Source organism: Aequorivita sp. CRS11, assembly GCF_059693805.1.
Window position 1 is genome coordinate 99,632 of the sequence record NZ_JCATIG010000001.1, and the last position, 18,446, is coordinate 118,077.

General features: G+C 38.8%; 19 protein-coding genes. 11 read left to right on the forward strand and 8 right to left on the reverse strand.

Annotated features, from left to right (window positions below; translation table 11 throughout):
* Positions 1-12 precede the first annotated feature (12 nt).
* The 3 genes from AC58DT_RS00445 (at position 13) to AC58DT_RS00455 (ending at position 2,199) form a co-directional block, all read left to right on the forward strand.
* Positions 13-654, forward strand: coding sequence for an alpha/beta hydrolase (locus tag AC58DT_RS00445; protein ID WP_497214773.1), 642 nt, complete (start codon positions 13-15; stop codon positions 652-654).
* A gap of 95 nt (positions 655-749) precedes the next feature.
* A complete protein-coding gene (locus AC58DT_RS00450) occupies positions 750-1,463 on the forward strand; it encodes a leucine-rich repeat domain-containing protein (RefSeq protein ID WP_497214775.1) in 714 nt (237 codons plus the stop codon).
* Between the two features lie 319 nt (positions 1,464-1,782).
* Positions 1,783-2,199 (forward strand): SRPBCC family protein, encoded by a 417-nt coding sequence (locus tag AC58DT_RS00455; protein WP_497214776.1) that lies wholly within the window; start codon positions 1,783-1,785, stop codon positions 2,197-2,199.
* Between the two features lie 21 nt (positions 2,200-2,220).
* Here the strand turns inward: AC58DT_RS00455 and AC58DT_RS00460 are convergent, their stop codons facing one another.
* Complete coding sequence (locus AC58DT_RS00460; RefSeq protein ID WP_497214777.1) at positions 2,221-3,075, reverse strand: bile acid:sodium symporter family protein; 855 nt, start codon at positions 3,073-3,075, stop codon at positions 2,221-2,223.
* 274 nt (positions 3,076-3,349) lie between these two features.
* On the opposite strand from AC58DT_RS00460, the gene AC58DT_RS00465 reads away from it, so the two are divergent.
* Positions 3,350-3,901, forward strand: a complete 552-nt coding sequence (locus AC58DT_RS00465) for a hypothetical protein (protein WP_497214778.1) — start codon at positions 3,350-3,352, stop codon at positions 3,899-3,901.
* A 74-nt stretch (positions 3,902-3,975) separates the two neighbouring features.
* Here AC58DT_RS00465 and dnaK read toward each other — a convergent pair whose 3' ends face one another.
* The gene (dnaK, locus tag AC58DT_RS00470; RefSeq protein WP_497214779.1) at positions 3,976-5,892 is read right to left on the reverse strand and encodes a molecular chaperone DnaK; all 1,917 of its coding nucleotides are present in this window, start codon (positions 5,890-5,892) and stop codon (positions 3,976-3,978) included.
* A 151-nt stretch (positions 5,893-6,043) separates the two neighbouring features.
* Between dnaK and AC58DT_RS00475 the strand changes: the two genes are divergently transcribed.
* Positions 6,044-7,507 (forward strand): alkaline phosphatase family protein, encoded by a 1,464-nt coding sequence (locus tag AC58DT_RS00475; protein ID WP_497214780.1) that lies wholly within the window; start codon positions 6,044-6,046, stop codon positions 7,505-7,507.
* Here the strand turns inward: AC58DT_RS00475 and AC58DT_RS00480 are convergent.
* Both AC58DT_RS00480 and AC58DT_RS00485 read right to left on the reverse strand, forming a co-directional pair.
* Positions 7,453-8,784 (reverse strand): Y-family DNA polymerase, encoded by a 1,332-nt coding sequence (locus AC58DT_RS00480; protein ID WP_497214781.1) that lies wholly within the window; start codon positions 8,782-8,784, stop codon positions 7,453-7,455. The genes AC58DT_RS00475 and AC58DT_RS00480 overlap by 55 nt on opposite strands.
* Positions 8,781-9,236, reverse strand: coding sequence for a S24 family peptidase (locus AC58DT_RS00485; protein WP_497214782.1), 456 nt, complete (start codon positions 9,234-9,236; stop codon positions 8,781-8,783). Before AC58DT_RS00485 ends, AC58DT_RS00480 begins: the two co-directional genes overlap by 4 nt.
* 41 nt (positions 9,237-9,277) lie before the next feature.
* Here AC58DT_RS00485 and AC58DT_RS00490 point away from each other — a divergent pair, with 41 nt between their 5' ends.
* Complete coding sequence (locus tag AC58DT_RS00490; RefSeq protein WP_497214783.1) at positions 9,278-10,702, forward strand: L-serine ammonia-lyase; 1,425 nt, start codon at positions 9,278-9,280, stop codon at positions 10,700-10,702.
* 4 nt (positions 10,703-10,706) lie between these two features.
* On the opposite strand, the gene AC58DT_RS00495 is transcribed toward AC58DT_RS00490, so the two are convergent.
* Positions 10,707-11,165: a nuclear transport factor 2 family protein gene (locus AC58DT_RS00495; protein ID WP_497214784.1), complete on the reverse strand. Its 459-nt coding sequence runs from the start codon at positions 11,163-11,165 to the stop codon at positions 10,707-10,709.
* A 61-nt stretch (positions 11,166-11,226) separates the two neighbouring features.
* Here AC58DT_RS00495 and panB point away from each other — a divergent pair, with 61 nt between their 5' ends.
* Together panB and AC58DT_RS00505 are read left to right on the forward strand one after the other, a co-directional pair.
* Positions 11,227-12,045 carry a 3-methyl-2-oxobutanoate hydroxymethyltransferase gene (panB, locus tag AC58DT_RS00500; protein WP_497214787.1) on the forward strand — a complete coding sequence of 273 codons (819 nt, stop codon included), beginning with the start codon at positions 11,227-11,229 and terminating at the stop codon, positions 12,043-12,045.
* A 57-nt stretch (positions 12,046-12,102) separates the two neighbouring features.
* Positions 12,103-12,789, forward strand: a complete 687-nt coding sequence (locus AC58DT_RS00505) for an RluA family pseudouridine synthase (RefSeq protein WP_497215317.1) — start codon at positions 12,103-12,105, stop codon at positions 12,787-12,789.
* Here AC58DT_RS00505 and AC58DT_RS00510 read toward each other — a convergent pair.
* The 3 genes from AC58DT_RS00510 to AC58DT_RS00520 form a co-directional block, all read right to left on the reverse strand.
* The gene (locus tag AC58DT_RS00510; RefSeq protein WP_497214788.1) at positions 12,786-13,439 is read right to left on the reverse strand and encodes a response regulator; all 654 of its coding nucleotides are present in this window, start codon (positions 13,437-13,439) and stop codon (positions 12,786-12,788) included. The genes AC58DT_RS00505 and AC58DT_RS00510 overlap by 4 nt on opposite strands.
* Entirely contained in the window at positions 13,436-14,236 is an 801-nt protein-coding gene (locus AC58DT_RS00515) for a sensor histidine kinase (protein WP_497214790.1), read from the reverse strand. Before AC58DT_RS00515 ends, AC58DT_RS00510 begins: the two co-directional genes overlap by 4 nt.
* A gap of 661 nt (positions 14,237-14,897) precedes the next feature.
* Positions 14,898-15,245: a hypothetical protein gene (locus AC58DT_RS00520; protein ID WP_497214793.1), complete on the reverse strand. Its 348-nt coding sequence runs from the start codon at positions 15,243-15,245 to the stop codon at positions 14,898-14,900.
* A gap of 246 nt (positions 15,246-15,491) precedes the next feature.
* Here AC58DT_RS00520 and AC58DT_RS00525 point away from each other — a divergent pair, with 246 nt between their 5' ends.
* Genes AC58DT_RS00525 through AC58DT_RS00535 form a run of 3 tightly spaced genes read left to right on the forward strand, consistent with a single transcriptional unit; the run spans position 15,492 to position 18,390 of the window.
* Positions 15,492-16,082, forward strand: a complete 591-nt coding sequence (locus tag AC58DT_RS00525) for a Pvc16 family protein (RefSeq protein WP_497214794.1) — start codon at positions 15,492-15,494, stop codon at positions 16,080-16,082.
* The gene (locus AC58DT_RS00530; RefSeq protein ID WP_497214795.1) at positions 16,082-16,957 is read left to right on the forward strand and encodes a hypothetical protein; all 876 of its coding nucleotides are present in this window, start codon (positions 16,082-16,084) and stop codon (positions 16,955-16,957) included. Before AC58DT_RS00525 ends, AC58DT_RS00530 begins: the two co-directional genes overlap by 1 nt.
* Positions 16,958-16,965: 8 nt before the next feature.
* The gene (locus AC58DT_RS00535) at positions 16,966-18,390 is read left to right on the forward strand and encodes a phage tail sheath family protein (RefSeq protein WP_497214796.1); all 1,425 of its coding nucleotides are present in this window, start codon (positions 16,966-16,968) and stop codon (positions 18,388-18,390) included.
* The last annotated feature ends 56 nt before the right edge of the window (positions 18,391-18,446 follow it).

Genomic DNA, 18,446 nt, shown 5'->3' on the forward strand with positions numbered 1-18,446 from the left:
GAAGTTAACAATATGAGTACCCAAAAAGAAGCCGCCTACACCTCTACAAATACCTACCGAACACTCAATAACTTAACCGAAAAGACAAAAAATGTTTGGATGGTTTTCCACGGAATGGGCTATTTGAGTAAATATTTTATTAATTATTTTTCAGAATTGGACGCTGATGAAAATTACATCATTGCTCCCCAAGCCCCTTCAAAATACTATCAGGGAAAAGATTTTAAACACGTGGGTGCCTCTTGGCTCACGCGTGAAAACACCATGACAGAAACCCAAAATATTTTGAATTATGTTGATGCCGTTTATAAAAAAGAATCGATTGAAAGCTTCCCAAATTTAATCGTGATGGGCTATTCTCAAGGGGTTTCCATAGCTACACGGTGGGTGGCGAGCCGAGAGATTCAGTGCAATAAATTGATTCTGCATTCGGGTGGTATACCTGCGGAATTGGAACCTTCAGATTTTGAATTTTTAAGTCCCAATACACAAGTAATCTATCTTTATGGCAATAAGGACCAATACATTACTGAAGCACGGGAAACCGAAGAAAAACTGAAGGGAAACAAACTTTTTCAAGATCGATTAAAAATTGAGGTTTTTGATGGTATTCACGAGGTAAACAGAGAATTATTGCTAAATATTTCAAAATAGCATACTGTTTATTGTGTATTTCATCGAATAATTTTGTGTTTTAGCTTCTTTTGTGTTTCTTTTACTTCGCTTTAACAACCAAATAGCCCCAAACTATGAAAAAGGCAACATTAACCTGCATATGTATGTTTATCGCGTCCATAGTTTTCGCACAGGTAAGCAAACAAGAAAAACAAGTTCTTTTAGATCTTTATACCGCTACCAATGGATTGGAATGGAACAAACAATGGAACGTGGAGCAACCTGTGGAAACTTGGTACGGAGTTACGGTTGAACACAATAAGGTAACTGGCATCAATTTATTGTTCAATAATTTAAATGGTACATTGCCGTCCTCCTTGGGACAATTAAAAAATTTGAAAAAATTGGAGTTGTCGTTTAATCCTATTTCGGGAACCATCCCTGTGGAATTGGGCAATCTGGGACAATTAGAGGTTCTAGCAATAAACGGCACTGCCATTAATGGAAACATTCCGGAGTCTTTGGGCAGGCTTTCTAATTTGAAGCAGCTGCACCTAAGCAGTAACCAATTGAGCGGAACGGTGCCCGAAAGTTTGGGAAATCTTAGGCAGATTGAAGTTTTTAATGTGTTTGATAACGATTTGTATGGCGCTTTACCACAATCATTGGCAAGTTGTCCAAATTTGAAGCAGCTTATGGTAGCAGAAAATAATTTTAACAATCCGAGTGATTTTTCAGTGATATTGCTGTCAAATTCTGGAGCAAAAATAGATTTACTCAATAACTCCCCACAAATTGAGCCCGCGCAGTCCATAATAGCTGTAGAACGGGACGAAAATGAAGATTAACACTATTCTATTTCCTCATTTCCAAGCGGCCTATAATGGGCCGCTTATTTTTTAAACACGGTTAAAAACATATTTTATCGATAAAAAACATTGTGTTTTTGAAAAATATTAGTAGATTGCCCCCGGTCTTTGAACCAAGTGGCCCCCACCCACTCCAAAGACCTTAAAGCTTAATATTTGGTTAAAAAACAAGCTTTTAAATTGAGCGGCTCTTTTAGAGTCGCTTTTTTTTTCTTTAAAATGGAATGTGTTGTTTTAAAAATCTAAATAAAAATTTAATTATTTTAGATTAGAACTAACATACGTAAAATTCATGGCCATGGTAAAGACAAAAGTCACCGTGCAAAACACGATAAACGCTGCGCCCAAAAAGGTTTGGGAATACTGGAACCAACCCGGGCACATTACTAAATGGAACTTTGCCAGTGACGATTGGCATTGCCCAAAAGCCACAAACGACCTACGTGTAGGCGGAAAACTTTGCTCACGAATGGAAGCCAAAGACGGCAGTTTTGGGTTTGGTTTTGAGGGAACTTATTATGAAATAGCACCTCAAAAGAAAATAAGTTATACTCTGGACGACGGCAGAAAAGTAACTACAACTTTTCAAGATTTAGGCGAAAAAACTAAAATAACCACCACATTTGACGCAGAAACCGAAAACTCTGTGGAAATGCAACGTGAAGGCTGGCAGGCTATTTTGGACAATTTTAAAAAATACACTGAAAATAATTAAATATCCAGTTTTCACTAAGGACTATCTATCTTCTCTATTAAACCAATAAATTACTATGCCTCCGGTCAAGAACATCAATAGACTATACACCGCAGGTACTATTGCAAAAGCGGAATTATGAAGCAACACTACCGCAATTGTAATCGCGAGCGTACCGTTTTGAATACCCGACTCAATAGCTATGGAGCGTGCTGCCTTTTTTCCCAAACCAAATAATTTTGCCGAAAAATAACCCAGTACCATGGTGGCCACATTTAAAACCAATGCAGCAATTCCTGCCTTTTCAAAAAAGGAAACAAAGTTGGTTCTTTCCTTAATGACTAAGCCAACAATAATCAACCCCAAAACTACGCCCGAAGCAATACGCACGGGCTTTGCCATGTTATCTGCAAAATGCGGACGATACTTGCGCACCCACATTCCTATTATAATAGGTATGACTACTATTACAAAAATTTGAACTATAGTTGAAAGTACGTTGAGTTCAACCACTTGCCCCACCCCTAAGAAATATTCCAGGGCAAAATTCACAATAAACGGAATCGTTAAAATGGTTATCAAGCTACTGAAGGCCGTAAGCGTTACCGAAAGCGCCAAATCTGCCTTTGCCAAATGCGAAATTAAATTTGATGTAGGTCCGCCGGGACAGGCCGCCAAAATCATAACCCCTATCGCTATTTCGGACTGCATGGGGAATAGCCACGTAATTCCCAGACCAATGAGCGGTAACAGCATCAATTGATTGGTCAACCCAATAAAAATAGCTTTCGGATAGCGAAATATTCTTTTAAAATCGGCCATGTGCAAGCTAAGTCCCATTCCCAGCATAATAATGATAAGCGCCCCGGCAAGGATGATGGTAGAAATAGTATCCATACATTTTTATTTTAAGGAAAGATAATCAAATTGTCTTAAGAAAGAATAGTCAAGCCGCAACTTCAATATGTTGCGATTTTGAATTATAAGTAACGTTTAATGAATATAGTGTCTGTTCAAATGAAATGTTTAAAAAAGAATAAATAAATTATATATAAGTCGCTAAAATTCACTACTTTAAACACTCCAAATCTTCTCCTCAGCATTATAGCCTGTATTTAACCATAAACTATATATTATGAAAAATTATGCATTTGCCTTACTGTGCGCATTTATGGTCTTCGCGTGCGAAAAAGAAGGGGAACCAGACCAAATAAAGAAGCAGCAACTACAGCAACAGTATCAAAACGGAGCTGAGAGAGCTAGAAAAGTGGATGTATGCCATAATGGACACATTATTAATGTAAGTACTAATGCCGCTAAAGCTCACAAGGCACACGGTGACGCTATAGATTTAGATGGCGATGGGTATTTTGATCAAGAAAATTCATGTTCAAACTTAATAGATTGTAATGATAAAGATCGTGATGTACAAGGTACATTTGATTGGTCAGGAAGTGGAGTTGATACAAATGGAAACGTCTATAATTTGTTGGTACAAATGGCTTGCGACTTTTCCGTCGGTACAGTGGATTATGAATATTGTATTGGATCCCTCACCTTGGTTTCACAGGTTGGTAACACGTTTACCTATTCCGAAACTGTAACCACAGGCTGTGTGGATAACTGTATAGTAACGTTGGTAGTAAACAGTAATGGATCACTTAATTTTACCGAAGATTGTGGTACTAGTGGAATATTGACCGCTCATTTACCTAGCAATTAAAATACATTCATTTTGTAAAGAAAAAAACCGCAATCCAAAGGTTGCGGTTTTCACATTAATCTATTTCTAAAAACTTATTTTACTTCTTCAAAATCTACGTCCTCAACGTCGCTGTTTTCAGCGCCGCCGCTTGTGCTTCCCTGCTCTGCTCCTGCTCCGGCATCACCGGTTGGGGCACCCTGCTGGTCTGCCTGGGCTTTGTACATTTCTTCTGAAGCAACTTTCCAAGCTTCGTTAATCTTATCCAAAGCTGGCTGAATATTGCTCACCTCTTTGGTTTCGTAAGCTTTCTTCAACTCTTCCAAAGCTTCCTCAATTGGCTTTTTCTTATCATCAGATAATTTATCGCCAAACTCTTTCAGTTGTTTTTCAGTCTGGAAAATCATTGCGTCTGCTTCGTTCAGTTTTTCAACTTTTTCCTTCGCAGCCTTATCGCTTTCGGCATTTGCCTCGGCATCGGCCTTCATCTTTTTGATTTCCTCTTCGGTCAAGCCGGAAGAAGCCTCAATACGGATATCCTGCGTTTTGTTGGTAGCCTTGTCGGTAGCGCTTACTTTAATGATACCGTTGGCATCAATATCGAACGTCACCTCAATTTGTGGCACCCCGCGCTGTGCTGGTGGAATTCCGTCTAAGTGGAAACGACCGATTGTTTTGTTGTCGTTCGCCATTGGGCGCTCCCCTTGCAATACGTGGATTTCAACACTGGGCTGATTGTCGGCCGCAGTAGAGAATACCTGACTTTTCTTGGTAGGAATGGTAGTGTTGGCCTCAATCAATTTGGTCATTACACCACCCATAGTTTCAATACCAAGTGAAAGTGGAGTTACATCAAGAAGAAGTACATCTTTCACATCTCCGGTCAATACACCACCTTGAATTGCGGCACCAACAGCTACAACTTCATCTGGGTTTACTCCTTTGTGTGGTTTTTTTCCGAAGAATTTTTCAACGGCTTCCTGCACTGCAGGAATACGGGTAGAACCCCCAACAAGAATTACTTCATCTATATCGCTCTTGCTCAAACCAGCAGCTTTCATTGCTTTTTCACAAGGCTCGATAGTTCTTTTCACAAGTGGCTCAATCAGTTGCTCAAACTTTGCGCGTGTCAACGTTTTTACCAAGTGCTTTGGTCCGCTGGCAGTAGCCGTAATGTAAGGCAAATTGATTTCGGTTTGTGTTGAGGAAGACAATTCAATTTTTGCTTTTTCAGCAGCTTCCTTTAAACGCTGGAGCGCCATTGGATCTTTCTTCAAATCAAAATCTTCTTCTTTTTTGAATTCATCAGCCAACCAATTGATAATTTTTTGGTCAACATCATCACCACCCAAGTGGGTATCACCATCAGTAGCCAATACTTCAAAAACGCCGTCCCCCAATTCTAGGATACTAACGTCATGCGTACCACCACCAAAGTCAAATACCACTACTTTTTGGTCGGTTCCCTTTTTATCAAGACCGTACGCTAGAGCTGCCGCAGTGGGTTCGTTGATAATACGTTCCACTTTAAGACCGGCAATTTCACCGGCTTCCTTGGTTGCGTGGCGCTGGCTATCGTTAAAATATGCAGGAACGGTAATTACCGCACGGGTAACATCTTGTCCTAAATAATCCTCGGCGGTCTTCTTCATTTTCTGAAGAATCATTGCGCTCAGTTCCTGTGGGGTGTACATGCGTCCGTCAATGTCAACACGGGCGGTATCGTTATCACCTTTTACCACTTTATATGCTGCGTGTTCCGCTTCACTCTTTGATTCGGAATATTTGTTCCCCATAAATCGCTTAATGGAGCTGATGGTCTTTGTAGGGTTGGTAACAGCCTGACGTTTTGCAGGATCCCCTACTTTAATTTCGCCACCTTCCACAAATGCAATTACGGAAGGAGTTGTTCTTTTTCCTTCGGCGTTAGGAATAACCGTTGGCTCGCTACCTTCCATCACGGCAACGCAGGAGTTGGTTGTACCTAAGTCGATTCCAATTATTTTACTCATATCTATTGTGTTATATATTTAGTTAATTCAATTTTTATTTTACGGAGTGTATAAGTCAATGATTATGCCAGCGGAAGGATTATGACAGGATGGCAGAATTTCGAAACAAGAATTATTTAGTATTTTTATTTTCGACAAAAATTGAACCTTTTTGAAAAATTTACATAATACCAAGAGCCCTATAATAGTAGGTATTGCAAGCGGTCTATATCCTTTTCTTTATAACTATTATTCAAATTTTACGCTGGTTGATTCTCTAGCCCAGCTATTGTTTTTTATCGCTTTCTTTTTAGTGATCCCTATCATTATCAATTTTTTATTAAAAATTTTTTCGAAAAAAATAACATTCGCTGCTAAACATTATGACTTACTGTTGACCTTCTCAAATGTGGTAGGTTTTGCCGCGCTCCTTACTTATAGTATTATTGGACCGGTGAAGAAGATAATTCTTTTAGTCATGATACTTATGTTTGGGTTTTCCTTTCTTTTAAAAAAGCATCTAAACAAAGTAATTATTCTTGAATATATACTCGCATTGATTGTAGCAATCCAATTGGCTGTTTATGTTGGGAATAATATTAATCTTTCTTCGGGATGGAAACAACTGCCAGATAATATTTCAGAAGTTACCTTTAAGAAAAGGCCAAATGTTTATATTATTCAGCCAGATGGTTATGCCAATGCCAATACCTTAAAAAGTGAGCCTTACCATATTGACAATAGTAACTTTGAAAGTTTTCTAATCGAAAAAGATTTTAAGATTTATCCCAATTTCCGAAGTAATTATACCAACACAATTACCTCCAATAGTTCCATGTTTGCGATGAAACATCATTATTATAAAAATCCGAAAGGCAACACAAAGGAAGCCTATGAGTTACGAAAAAGTATAGCCAGCAATAATGTCGTGGTATCTGTCTTTAACAAAAACAACTACAAAACATCGCTGATCATTGAATCTCCATATATTATTGTCAATAGGCCAACGTTAGGTTATGATTATTGCTCCATTCCATATAAAGAACTTTCATTTTTATCACGAGGGTTTGACATGGCCTTGAATAGCCTTGATGAAATGAAAAAAGCTATTAAAGAAAATAGAATTCAAGCTAACTTTTATTTTATTGAAAAAATTCTTCCGGGCCATATTTCCGTCACAAAAAACCAATCCAAGGGCAAAGAGGAAGAAAGAAAAGTGTATGTTGAAAATTTTGAAAAAGCAAATCTTTGGTTGCGCGAGATGATTGCCCTAATAACCAAAAATGATCCCTCAGCGCTTGTAGTAATAGTCGCTGACCACGGAGGGTATGTGGGTTTAAACTACACGAGCGAACGTCATAAAAAAATAACTGACCCTAAGCTTATAAACTCAATATTTGCTTCCACGCTTGCCATAAAATGGCCCGACAATGAAACCCCGAGGTTTGATGATAAACTGAAGACAAATGTAAACCTGTTTAGGGTGTTGTTTTCATACCTAGCAGAAGACAAAACTTATCTCAATAATTTTGAGAAGGATGAAAGTTTTTTAATTGTGGATGAAGATGCCCCGTTTGGAGTTTATAAAGTAATTGATGAAAACGGAAAAGTTGATTTTAAAAAAGTTGATTTTTGAGTTTCAACTCTCTCCCCAACTTTTAACAATTCTTTCCACTGCGTAGTGTAGCGCGGGCTTCGTTCTTTTTTAATGAGTTCCCATTCAATAACTCGTGTGCCCACCAAACCTGAAGAAATAGTTGCTTTTCCAAATTTCCGGTTGATGGCATCAAAGGTTTCTATAAGTTTTAAGTTATTTAATTTAGAAGGTTGGTGAAACAGATTTCCCTGCACATAATCCTGCGGAATAATTCCCGTAAGGTTCACCCCTACTTTTTTGTAGCGATAACCGGGTTTATAAATTTCTACCAACGCTTTTCGGGCAGCGGAAATAAGGTTGAAGGTGTCGTTCGTAGGAATATCCAAAGTTACCGTTCGGCTATCGGAATATTGCTTGTCCACATTACTGTGATAATTGGTAATGATAAAAACCTGAACATAGGTAGCGCAGGATTTTTGGGCGCGAAGCATCTCGCTCACTTCGCTTATGTAATAGGCGCAGGCTTCCTCAATACGTTCTAAATCGGGCAATTTTATACCGAAAGATTTTGCGGTACCAATTCCTTTTTTGGGCGGCGGTTGCATTACGAATTCATGGCACGGCTCGCCTCTTAGTTCGCGCCATGTACGTTCACCTACCACGGTCATTTCCTTTCGCACCCATTGCAACGGAAGTTGGGTGAACTGAAAAGCATTAAAAACCCCTATATTTTTCAACCGTTCTGCGTGCTTTCTGCCGATACCCCAAACATCACCTATTTTGCACCATTTAAGCGCTTCTATTCTTTTTTCTTCGGAATCGATTACAAAAACGTGGTTGTTGTCAGGAATTTTCTTCGACATTCGGTTTGCCAGCTTTGCCAGCACTTTTGTTGGCGCAATCCCCACACCTACTGGTAACCCCGTGTTTTTTGAAATGGTTTCTTTTATTAAATGCCCATAATCGTTTAGCGAAATATTTCTCATCCCAGATAAATCTGCAAAAGCTTCATCAATACTATAAACTTCCACCTTTGGAGAAAACATCCCGAGAATGTTCATCACCCGCTGCGACATTTCGCCATAAAGGGTATAATTTGAAGAGAAAAAGTTCACTTTATGGGCAATCAATTGATCCTTTATTTTGAAAACGGGCTCAAACATGGGAATGTCCGTAATTGCTTTAGCCTCTTTGTTTGCAGCAATAACACAGCCATCGTTATTACTGAGTACCACGACAGGCTTCCCCAAAAGGTCGGGACGAAAAACCTGCTCACAGCAAGCGTAAAAACTATTGCAATCTACCAAGGCAATCATCGGGCGTAATGGATTATATAAGTGATAATTCCCCAAACGGTGAACTCTTCCGTTTCCTCAGAAAAACCAAAAGGAATACGCTGTATTTTAAATTCCCCTTCTTGAACCACCAATGCCAAAGCGTCAAAATTTAGAGCTAATGATCGATCAATAATCAATACATCTTTATTGAGAATGTTGTGTTCCTTAAAAGCATTTCCGTCAACCCTTACAAAAAAAGTTGCGTCTCGATTAACAAGTAATTCTTGGTTCAAATCGATGGTCGGTTCGAGATAATGCGTGGCGGGACTTGCAAAACCAGTCTGTTTTGAAACACCCGGCTCGTGCCTGCTTTTTACTTTTGTGAGTTTTCCTGAAGTGAAAATTTCCATAGTCCAAAAATAGGAATATTTCCTACTTAATGGAATATTTCCAGTATAAATTATGAACAATTCCTCACTTCCCTTTAGCAAGATCCCTTAAAATTTCTTAGGTTTGAATTAAGAATAAATTTATGGAAAGTATCAGTGTTTTTGACATGTTGAAGATAGGAGTTGGCCCATCCAGCTCCCATACCTTGGGGCCTTGGCGTGCCGCGTTACGGTGGATTGGTGAACTGCAAGAGAAAAAGCAATTTGAAGACGTAGCAGAAATTTCGGTGGATTTGTACGGCTCCCTTTCGCTCACGGGAAAAGGGCACGCAACCGATATTGCAGTAATGCTTGGCCTTTCAGGCTTTGACCCTGTAACTTTTCCTATTGAAAACATTGAAAAAGAAATTGATTTTATCAATTCTGAAAATAAGTTAAAACTGAACGGCGAAAAGGAAGTACCCTTTTTTCCGAAACAAAACATAATCTTCAACCGGAAGTTTTTAGAATTTCACCCCAACGGAATGACTTTTAGGGCCACGTTGAAAGATGGTTCCAAAAAATCTTCTTCTTTTTATTCAATAGGCGGCGGTTTTACCGTAAAAAAAGAGCGAAAGCGTAAAAAAATAAAACTGGCAAAATTTGCGCAATTTCCCTTCCCTATTGAGAAAGGAACAGAACTTTTGGCATACTGCAAGGCTGAAGGCAAAAGCATTTCTGAAATTGTTCTTGAAAATGAAAAATCACTTAGAAGTGAAGCCGAAATAAACGACGGCTTAAAGAAAATTTGGAATGTAATGCTGGATTCCATGTACGTTGGCGCGCACACCGAAGGTACGTTGCCCGGTGGATTGAATGTAACCCGCCGTGCTTTTGAGATGAACAAGAACCTTATTGGCAATCATAAATACTCAAATGCCGAAGAATGGATTGGCGCAATACGAAACACGGAAGTAAAGTTCCGCCAGATTTTAAAATGGGTTTCGTGTTTTGCCCTCGCGGTGAACGAAGTAAATGCATCGTTGGGCCGTGTGGTTACAGCACCAACCAACGGAAGCGCGGGCGTAATTCCTGCCGTGATGATGTACTATATGGTGATTGAAAACCACGATGCCAATTTTGAGGATGTTCGTAAATTTTTGCTTACCGCAGGTGAAATTGGAAGTATTTTCAAAAAAGGTTCTACCATTTCTGCTGCTATGGGTGGTTGTCAGGCAGAAATCGGTGTTTCTTCTTCAATGGCTGCGGGAGCTTTGTGCGAGCTGATGGGCGGAACACCGGAACAATGCTTAATGGCTAGTGAAATTGCAATGGAACATCATTTGGGAATGACCTGCGACCCTATTGCCGGTTTGGTGCAAATTCCCTGTATTGAACGTAATGCAATGGGTGCCATAAAAGCAATAAATGCCTGTGAAATGGCCTTGGATAGCGATCCCTCCAAAGCAAAAGTACCGCTCGATAAAGTAATCGCTACAATGTGGGAAACTGCAAAGGATATGACTTCCAAATATAAAGAAACGAGCGAGGGAGGTTTGGCAGTACAAGTAAATATTAGCGATTGCTAAAATTTTATATACAACCTTCCTTTCTTCGGGAATCGATTAAATGAATTATTTTCCAACCCTCATCAAACTTTGCAAGGGTGAAACTATTGGCTCCACAATGTAAGAAAGTTTCGTTTAACCAAAATTCATAAGGTGTCCAAACGTGCGCAAGGTTTCCGTCAATCTCAACTTTATAATCCAGTAAACGCTCGTCCCATTTTTGATCAGCTGGGCGATTGGCTATAGTACTTAAAAATCCGTTCGGGTCATCACTATTCAATTTATGCTGACCCCTTTTATCTGTGTAAGCCGTCTGCATTATCATTTCATCGGCCATTACAGATTTCATTAAAAGGGTATCTCCTTTATGAAATCCTTCAAAAAAAATATTGACGACTTTGTGCGCATCTGCTTCCGAAAACTGGTTTTGTGCAAATGTTGAAGTAAAAACCATGCTTGCAAAAATGATAACCAATAACTTCATAGTTGTTATTTAATGAGTGTACACCAAAATTAGTACTTTTACCCACCAATTTGTTACAGTTATGAGTACAGCCAAAAAAGAGTACAAACGTATTACCACCAAAACTTTGGTGGACATGAAAAAGAAAGGTGAGAAAATCTCAATGCTTACGGCCTACGATTTTACAATGGCCAAGATCGTGGACAGCGCCGGAATAGATGTTATTCTGGTGGGCGATTCGGCTTCAAATGTAATGGCTGGCCATGAAACAACTTTGCCCATTACATTAGATCAAATGATTTATCATGCAGCTTCTGTGGTTCGCGCTATCGAACGCAGTTTGGTTGTGGTTGATTTACCTTTCGGAAGTTACCAAAGCGATCCAAAAGAGGCATTGCGTTCAGCAATCAGAATTATGAAGGAAAGTGGCGGTCACGCTGTAAAGCTTGAAGGCGGGAAAGAAATAAAGGAATCCATAAAACGAATTCTAAATGCCGGAATACCCGTAATGGGCCATTTGGGTTTAACGCCGCAATCAATTTATAAATTTGGAACCTATACCGTTCGCGCCAAAGAAGAAGAGGAAGCTGAAAAACTAATTTCTGACGCATTATTGCTTGAAAAGGCAGGTTGTTTTGCTGTGGTTTTGGAAAAAGTTCCCGCCAAGCTGGCAAAAGAAGTGGCCGAAAGAATAAGCATTCCCGTAATAGGCATTGGAGCTGGAAATGGTGTTGATGGACAGGTTTTGGTAACTCACGATATGCTTGGGATGACCCACGAATTCAACCCACGTTTTTTAAGAAGGTACCTCGATTTATATACTGAAATGAAAAATGCCTTCAGCCAGTATAGCGCTGATGTAAAAAGTGGCAATTTTCCAAATGATAGTGAACAATATTAAAATCTGATTTTTAGATTCTTAGATAATTTTCCTTTTAGAAAAATCAAACAATCAAACATACATAGTACCAAAGACAATCTTCAAGTTCTGTTTGAAGACAATCATCTAATCGTCGTAAATAAGCGTCCGGGAGATATTGTACAGGGCGACAAAACTGGAGATGCCCCCCTTTTGGAAGTTGTAAAGGAATACATTGCCGAAAAATACAATAAACCCGGAGCTGTTTTTTTAGGAGTTGTTCACAGATTAGACCGTCCCACGAGTGGAGTCGTAGTGTTTGCGAGAACTTCTAAAGCATTGGCACGTTTGAATAAAATGTTTTCCAAAAGGGAAACGGAGAAAATATATTGGGCAATAGTGAAAAATCCTCCCCCCAAATTGGAGGATACGTTAATGCATTTCTTAAAAAGAAATTCAAAACAGAACAAATCATACGCTCATATTAAAGAAGTACCGGACAGCAAAAAAGCAATACTCCATTATAAACTTCTGAAAAAACTTGACAATTATTATTTACTGGAAATAACTTTGGAAACTGGCAGGCACCATCAAATTCGGTCACAGCTATCGGCTATTGGGTGCGCCATAAAGGGAGACTTGAAATATGGTTTTGACAGAAGTAATTCAGATGGCAGTATTCATCTTCACGCTAAAAGATTGACTTTGACCCATCCCGTTCAAAAAGAAGAAATTTGTATAGAAGCTACCCCTCCAGTTGATGCCGTATGGAATGCCTGTAATTAAAGCTGAATTAAGTTTCTTTTCAAAGCAAAAATAACAAGCCCTACTCTATTTTTTATTTTAAGTCGTTTGAACAAATCCTGACGGTACCCGTCAATAGTCTTTGGGCTCAAATCCATCATAACGGCTATTTCCTTATAGGTCAACTCAGAACAAGCTAATTTTATAAAAGTAAGTTCGTTTTCCTTAAAGTCGAAAATTCTTCCTTCCTCATCGGGAGTTAGGGAATGCAGCAAGGTTTCAGATACCTTTTGGGAGTGATAATATCCTTTTTCGCTCAACTCTTTAAGGGCTGTGTTCAAAATTTCGGGGTGTATGTCTTTCAGCAAATATCCTTTTACCCCTCTACGCAACATTTTAAGGATTGTGTGTTCATCATCCTGCATGGAAAGTGCCAACACTTTTATTTCAGGATGGTGCCGCGTGAGCCATTCTGCCGTTTCAAAACCGTCCATCACGGGCATATTTATGTCCAAAAGTATTATCTCTGGCAAAACATTACTGTCCTCAATTTTTTCCTGGAGGTGTAATCCATTTTTAGCGTGAAATATAACTTGGAAGTGCGGAAATGAATTGATAAGTTTTTCCAATGAACGTGCAAAAAGAGAGTGGTCGTCCACTATACCAACTGTATGATTTGTTTCTGGTCTCATTTTGTGCTTTTATAGGGATAACTTAAGTATAATTGAGTGCCTTTTCCTATTTCGGAAACGATTTTGTATTCTGCATTTATCAATTCTGCCCTGCTCTTCATAGTTTCCATACCTGAGCTGTCAGTTTTCAAAGAGGTATCGAAGCCAATTCCATCGTCATTTGCTGAAATATCCAGCGTTTTTTCTTTATATTCTAAATGTACGAATAATTTTGAAGCTCGGGCGTGTTTCAATACATTAGAAAGAAATTCCTGCAGAATCCGGAAAATGATAATTTCGCTCGCGCTATTTATAGGAATTATGTCGCCAGTTATTTTTAGGGAGGCGTCGAGATAGCCCAAACGCTTAAATCGGTCAAGCTCCACGTTCAGCGAAGCAAGTAGCCCATTTTTTAGAACCACATCGTTATTGAGCACCTTGGATAGGGAACGTATTTCCTGAACGGATTCTTGCACTATGCCCTTTGTTTCCTGAATTTGTCCATGGTAAGTTTCCGGAGCGGAATTCAACAATACATTAAGCTGGATATTGGCCACGGAAAGCAATTGGCCCACATTATCGTGCAGCTCCCAAGCGATGTTCTTTAGGGTTTGTTCTTGTATCTCTATTTGTGAATCTGCTAATTCGCGTTGGTAACGTTTTTCTGCTTCATAACGTTCCTTTAAAAATTTGTTTTTTCGGCGCTGAAAAGCAACAACGAAAACAATTGCAAAGACCGCAAAAAACAACAGTACAGCAATAAAATAAACTATTAAAAGCTTTTCTTGGGGTAGTAGGGGTTCTCTGTCCGATAGCATATTAAAAATCCAGCAATGTAGATGGAATACAACAAATAGTTAGTCCCAAAGATAACCTGTTTATATAGATTCACAAACCCAGGGTCAATAGTATTGCTGTAATAAGAACTATATATAAAAAATGGAGTGGTACATAGATGAAAAAGCAACCCTCCTACTGATATATAAAATGGAAGGCTTTTTTGTACTTGCAGGATTTGATCACTTTTCAACAATTCCAAATAATAAAATGCAATACTTAAGAAAACAAACAAAGTCCCGAGAATATTGGTTATAGGCATAAACTTAATGAAGAAATCCCCTGAAAACACTATTTCCAAAATACTGAATATCAAAAAAACTATTGAAACCCTATTAATAATAGTTACTGATTTTTTAGCCGATAAATACCACTTAAAATAGTTTACGTAGAACAAATAACTAATTACTGTATAAATATTCGCCCACCAATAATTTGATTCAAAAGGGGTTCCCTTTAAAAAATACAAAAAACCATTCTCAACAAAATATGCGTACCAACCAAAAATCTCAGAACACACAGTAATACCTAAAAACCAAACCAGGTATAAAGTTGGTTTGGAGTTATTTTTTTGATAATAAATAAGCCCGGTTAGAAATGCTAAAAATTCTACTAGGTGTACAAAGAAAAGTGCTAACACTATTAATAGTTTTTTGGAGGAAATCCACCAATACTGTTGTTTAAAGGCTCTAAACTATAATCATTTGCCACTCCTTGAGTAGTGCCCAATGTAGGAGCCAAAAAGACCGTAGCTTTATCAGAGGTTGCGTTATCATACGCTCCAAAATAAATACGAATTCCTGGATTCATACTTCCGGAACCAGCTTTCACATAGGCCAGAAACTCTTCAAGCTCTGCAACGCTAAACAAAAATTCACGAGTATCTCCCGATCCCATGGCACGTTCAATATCAACAGCGCGTGTTGCTACCCAGTTATCCTGTAATTGCCTTGCTGCGGCAACAGTAATACAATTTGATGGTTTTGACATAATTAAATTGGTTTTAAGGTTAATTGGCAGCAATGTAGTAAAAACAATCAAAAAAGTGCTTTTTGTAACGAATAAACAGGGAAAATCCCCTTTCCGTATAGGATTTTTCCTATAACCAAACAGGGGTTTTCCCTATGAAAAATACAGTGAAAACCCCCTTGAAAATTCAGGTAAAATCCTGTTGTATAGACTTTTATGTTTCAATACATTTGGGTTTATAAGAACAACCAACTGATTCCTTGCAAAATGATTTACGAAACGCTAGAAATAGTAAAAGATCAAGTTTCAAAATATTTGGAGCAAAAAACTACGGATGCAAATCTGGTGGTTCTGGAAAATGTTTCAAAACATGAGGATCCCGACATAAATACTATGAACGATAAAGTGGTGCTTTCGCTTTTAAACATTGAAGAGGAAATCTCACTAAAAAACAATCCAAATATCAAAGTTAAAAACGGGGAAACTATTTACAAAAATGCACCAGTAAACCTAAATGTTTTTGCACTCTTCTCGGCAAATAGAAATACATATACGCGCTCGCTAACCGCTATTTCCGTTATTATAGAATTTTTTCAATCAAAAAAAATATTTACACAAGTAAACACTCCATTGAATCCGGCCATTCCCGCATTGGAAAATATAAAAGAGTTTCGTTTTATTTCAGAACTCTACACGCCAACTTTTGAGCAACTAAATTATATATGGGGCACTTTGGGCGGAAAAGCCCTGCCCAGCGTACTCTACAAAATAAGCATAGTAAAAATTGAAAGCGATGCCCTTCTTGAAAAAGGCACTCCTATCACGGAAGTTTCCGGAATTCTAAACAACATAACTTAATGAGCTTCACTACAACATATCGCAAACTGTTCAGTGTAAACATATACCATAGTTATTTTTTGGATGATGGCAATTTGGCTTTTGACAGTAGCCCGGTATTGAAAGAAGCTCAGCTTGTCAATTATAATTTTGAGGATTTCTGTAAAATTATTCCTTCCGAAAAAACCCAGGAACTCTTTAAGGGAAACAAGCTCGTTTTTAAAACAACTTCAAACGGCTTTACGATCTTTTCAAAAGCAGAAGAAACGGCTCCAAATTCGGGAATATATAGACCATTGGTAAACCTTTCGCAAGCTACAGTCTTTGATTTTTTGATTTATGTGAAGGATGCACTCTTTGAAAATTATTCAACTGTGAATTCAAAACCTCTTATTCCCTACTATCTCTCGAACAAAAAACCTGTTACAGAGGGCGTTTCCTTTAACTATTTAGATTTGGAAACTACTACTCTGCCAATTGAAGATTTCACAATAAACCAAGCAAGTTATGGTGAAATACGAACAAATCTTTCCGAAAAAGAAAAGATTGGACTCTTCGGAATCATTTCATTGGAAATGGCTGGAGACGAGACTGTTCCGTTTGATGGCAATTCCCGAAATATCTTAAACGTAAACGGAACCATTCCCGCAAATCCAAAAACATTTAAACTTCAAATAAAAAACCGCAGTACTATTTGGAATTATCGCAATGCAACAGACAGTAGTCTGCTGCATTCCACAGATCCTGCTGAACTGCCGTTAGTAAAAAATGGTATCATCGGTTACAGCTTTGGCGGCCAGGAACGTCCATCTGCATTTCCTTCGAGACTTCTGTTTGAAAAGGATGGCGGTGGAAATATAATTAAAACCATTTCAGAAATATATATTAATCAATAACAGAAACTATGGCAACAACGTACAAAACACCCGGGGTCTATGTGGAGGAAATATCGAAGTTTCCGCCATCAGTGGCACAAGTGGAAACAGCAATTCCGGCCTTTATTGGCTACACACAAATTAGTGACACTACCGTTCGCAACAAACCGAAACGTATTGTTTCGCTGCTGGAATACGAAACCTATTTTGGAAAGGCACAAAACGAGGCAAATATTACAGTAACAATCAACGATACTATAAACAGCGGGCCACCAGTCCAGCTTTTAGACCAAAAGTTTAGCGTGGCTATGGGTACAACCAGTCCGTATGTAATGTATTATGCCATGCGCATGTATTTTGACAATGGCGGGGGGCCTTGCTACATCTGTTCCGTGGGTGATTATACTAGCGGCACTGTAAATCAGCCTTTGCTTTCGGCAGGTTTGGACGAACTGGAAAAATTTGACGAACCCACACTATATGTATTTCCAGATGCTATGGCCGTTTCCACAGCCTCAAGTTACTATTCGCTTATTAATAGGGCTTTAATGCAATCACAAAAACTGAAAGATCGTTTTGTTATTATTGATGCATTCGCAAATAATAGTGATAACATTCGCAACACAGCTTCCTTGGGCAATGGTGTTGATTTATTAAAATATGGGGCTGCCTATCACCCTTTCCTAAGTACTGCTTATAGCTACGCATATGATGATGCAGCCGTTACATTGGCGCATAATGTAACAGATGAAACAAATACTACTTCAGCAGGCGCTTATGATACTAAAGCATTAAGTGAACTTGCTGATAGTGGTGATACCGATTTCAACTTAATACTTTATAACAAAATAAAGACGGAACTGGAAAAACAGTACGTTACGCTTCCGCCAAGTAGCGCAATGGCTGGAATCTTTGCGCGCGTAGACAGTAATCGCGGTGTTTGGAAAGCACCCGCTAATGAATCTGTAAGTGCTGCTGTAGAGCCAACCATCAAAATAACCCACGAGGCACAACAGGATTTGAACATTCACACCTCGGGAAAATCTATAAATGCACTTCGATCCTTCACTGGAAAAGGCATTCTCGTCTGGGGTGCACGCACCCTTGCCGGTAATGACAATGAGTGGAAGTACGTACCCGTACGTCGTTTTTTCAATATGGTTGAAGAATCTGTTGAAAAGGCTACGGCACAATTTGTTTTTGAACCGAACGATGCAAACACTTGGGTAAAAGTACGCGCGATGATAGAGAATTTCTTAATTCTTCAATGGCGCGCCGGTGCCTTAGCTGGGGCAAAACCAGAGCAGGCCTTTTACGTTCGCGTAGGCTTGGGTGAGACCATGACCGCAGATGATATTTTGAACGGAATTATGAATATCGAAATAGGAATGGCTGCAGTTCGTCCAGCAGAATTCATCGTATTGAAATTCTCACACAAAATGCAGGAAGCGTAGTCTTAGTTGGCAGTTTTCAGTAGCAGTGAGCAGTTATTTCAAACGGAACACAAAAC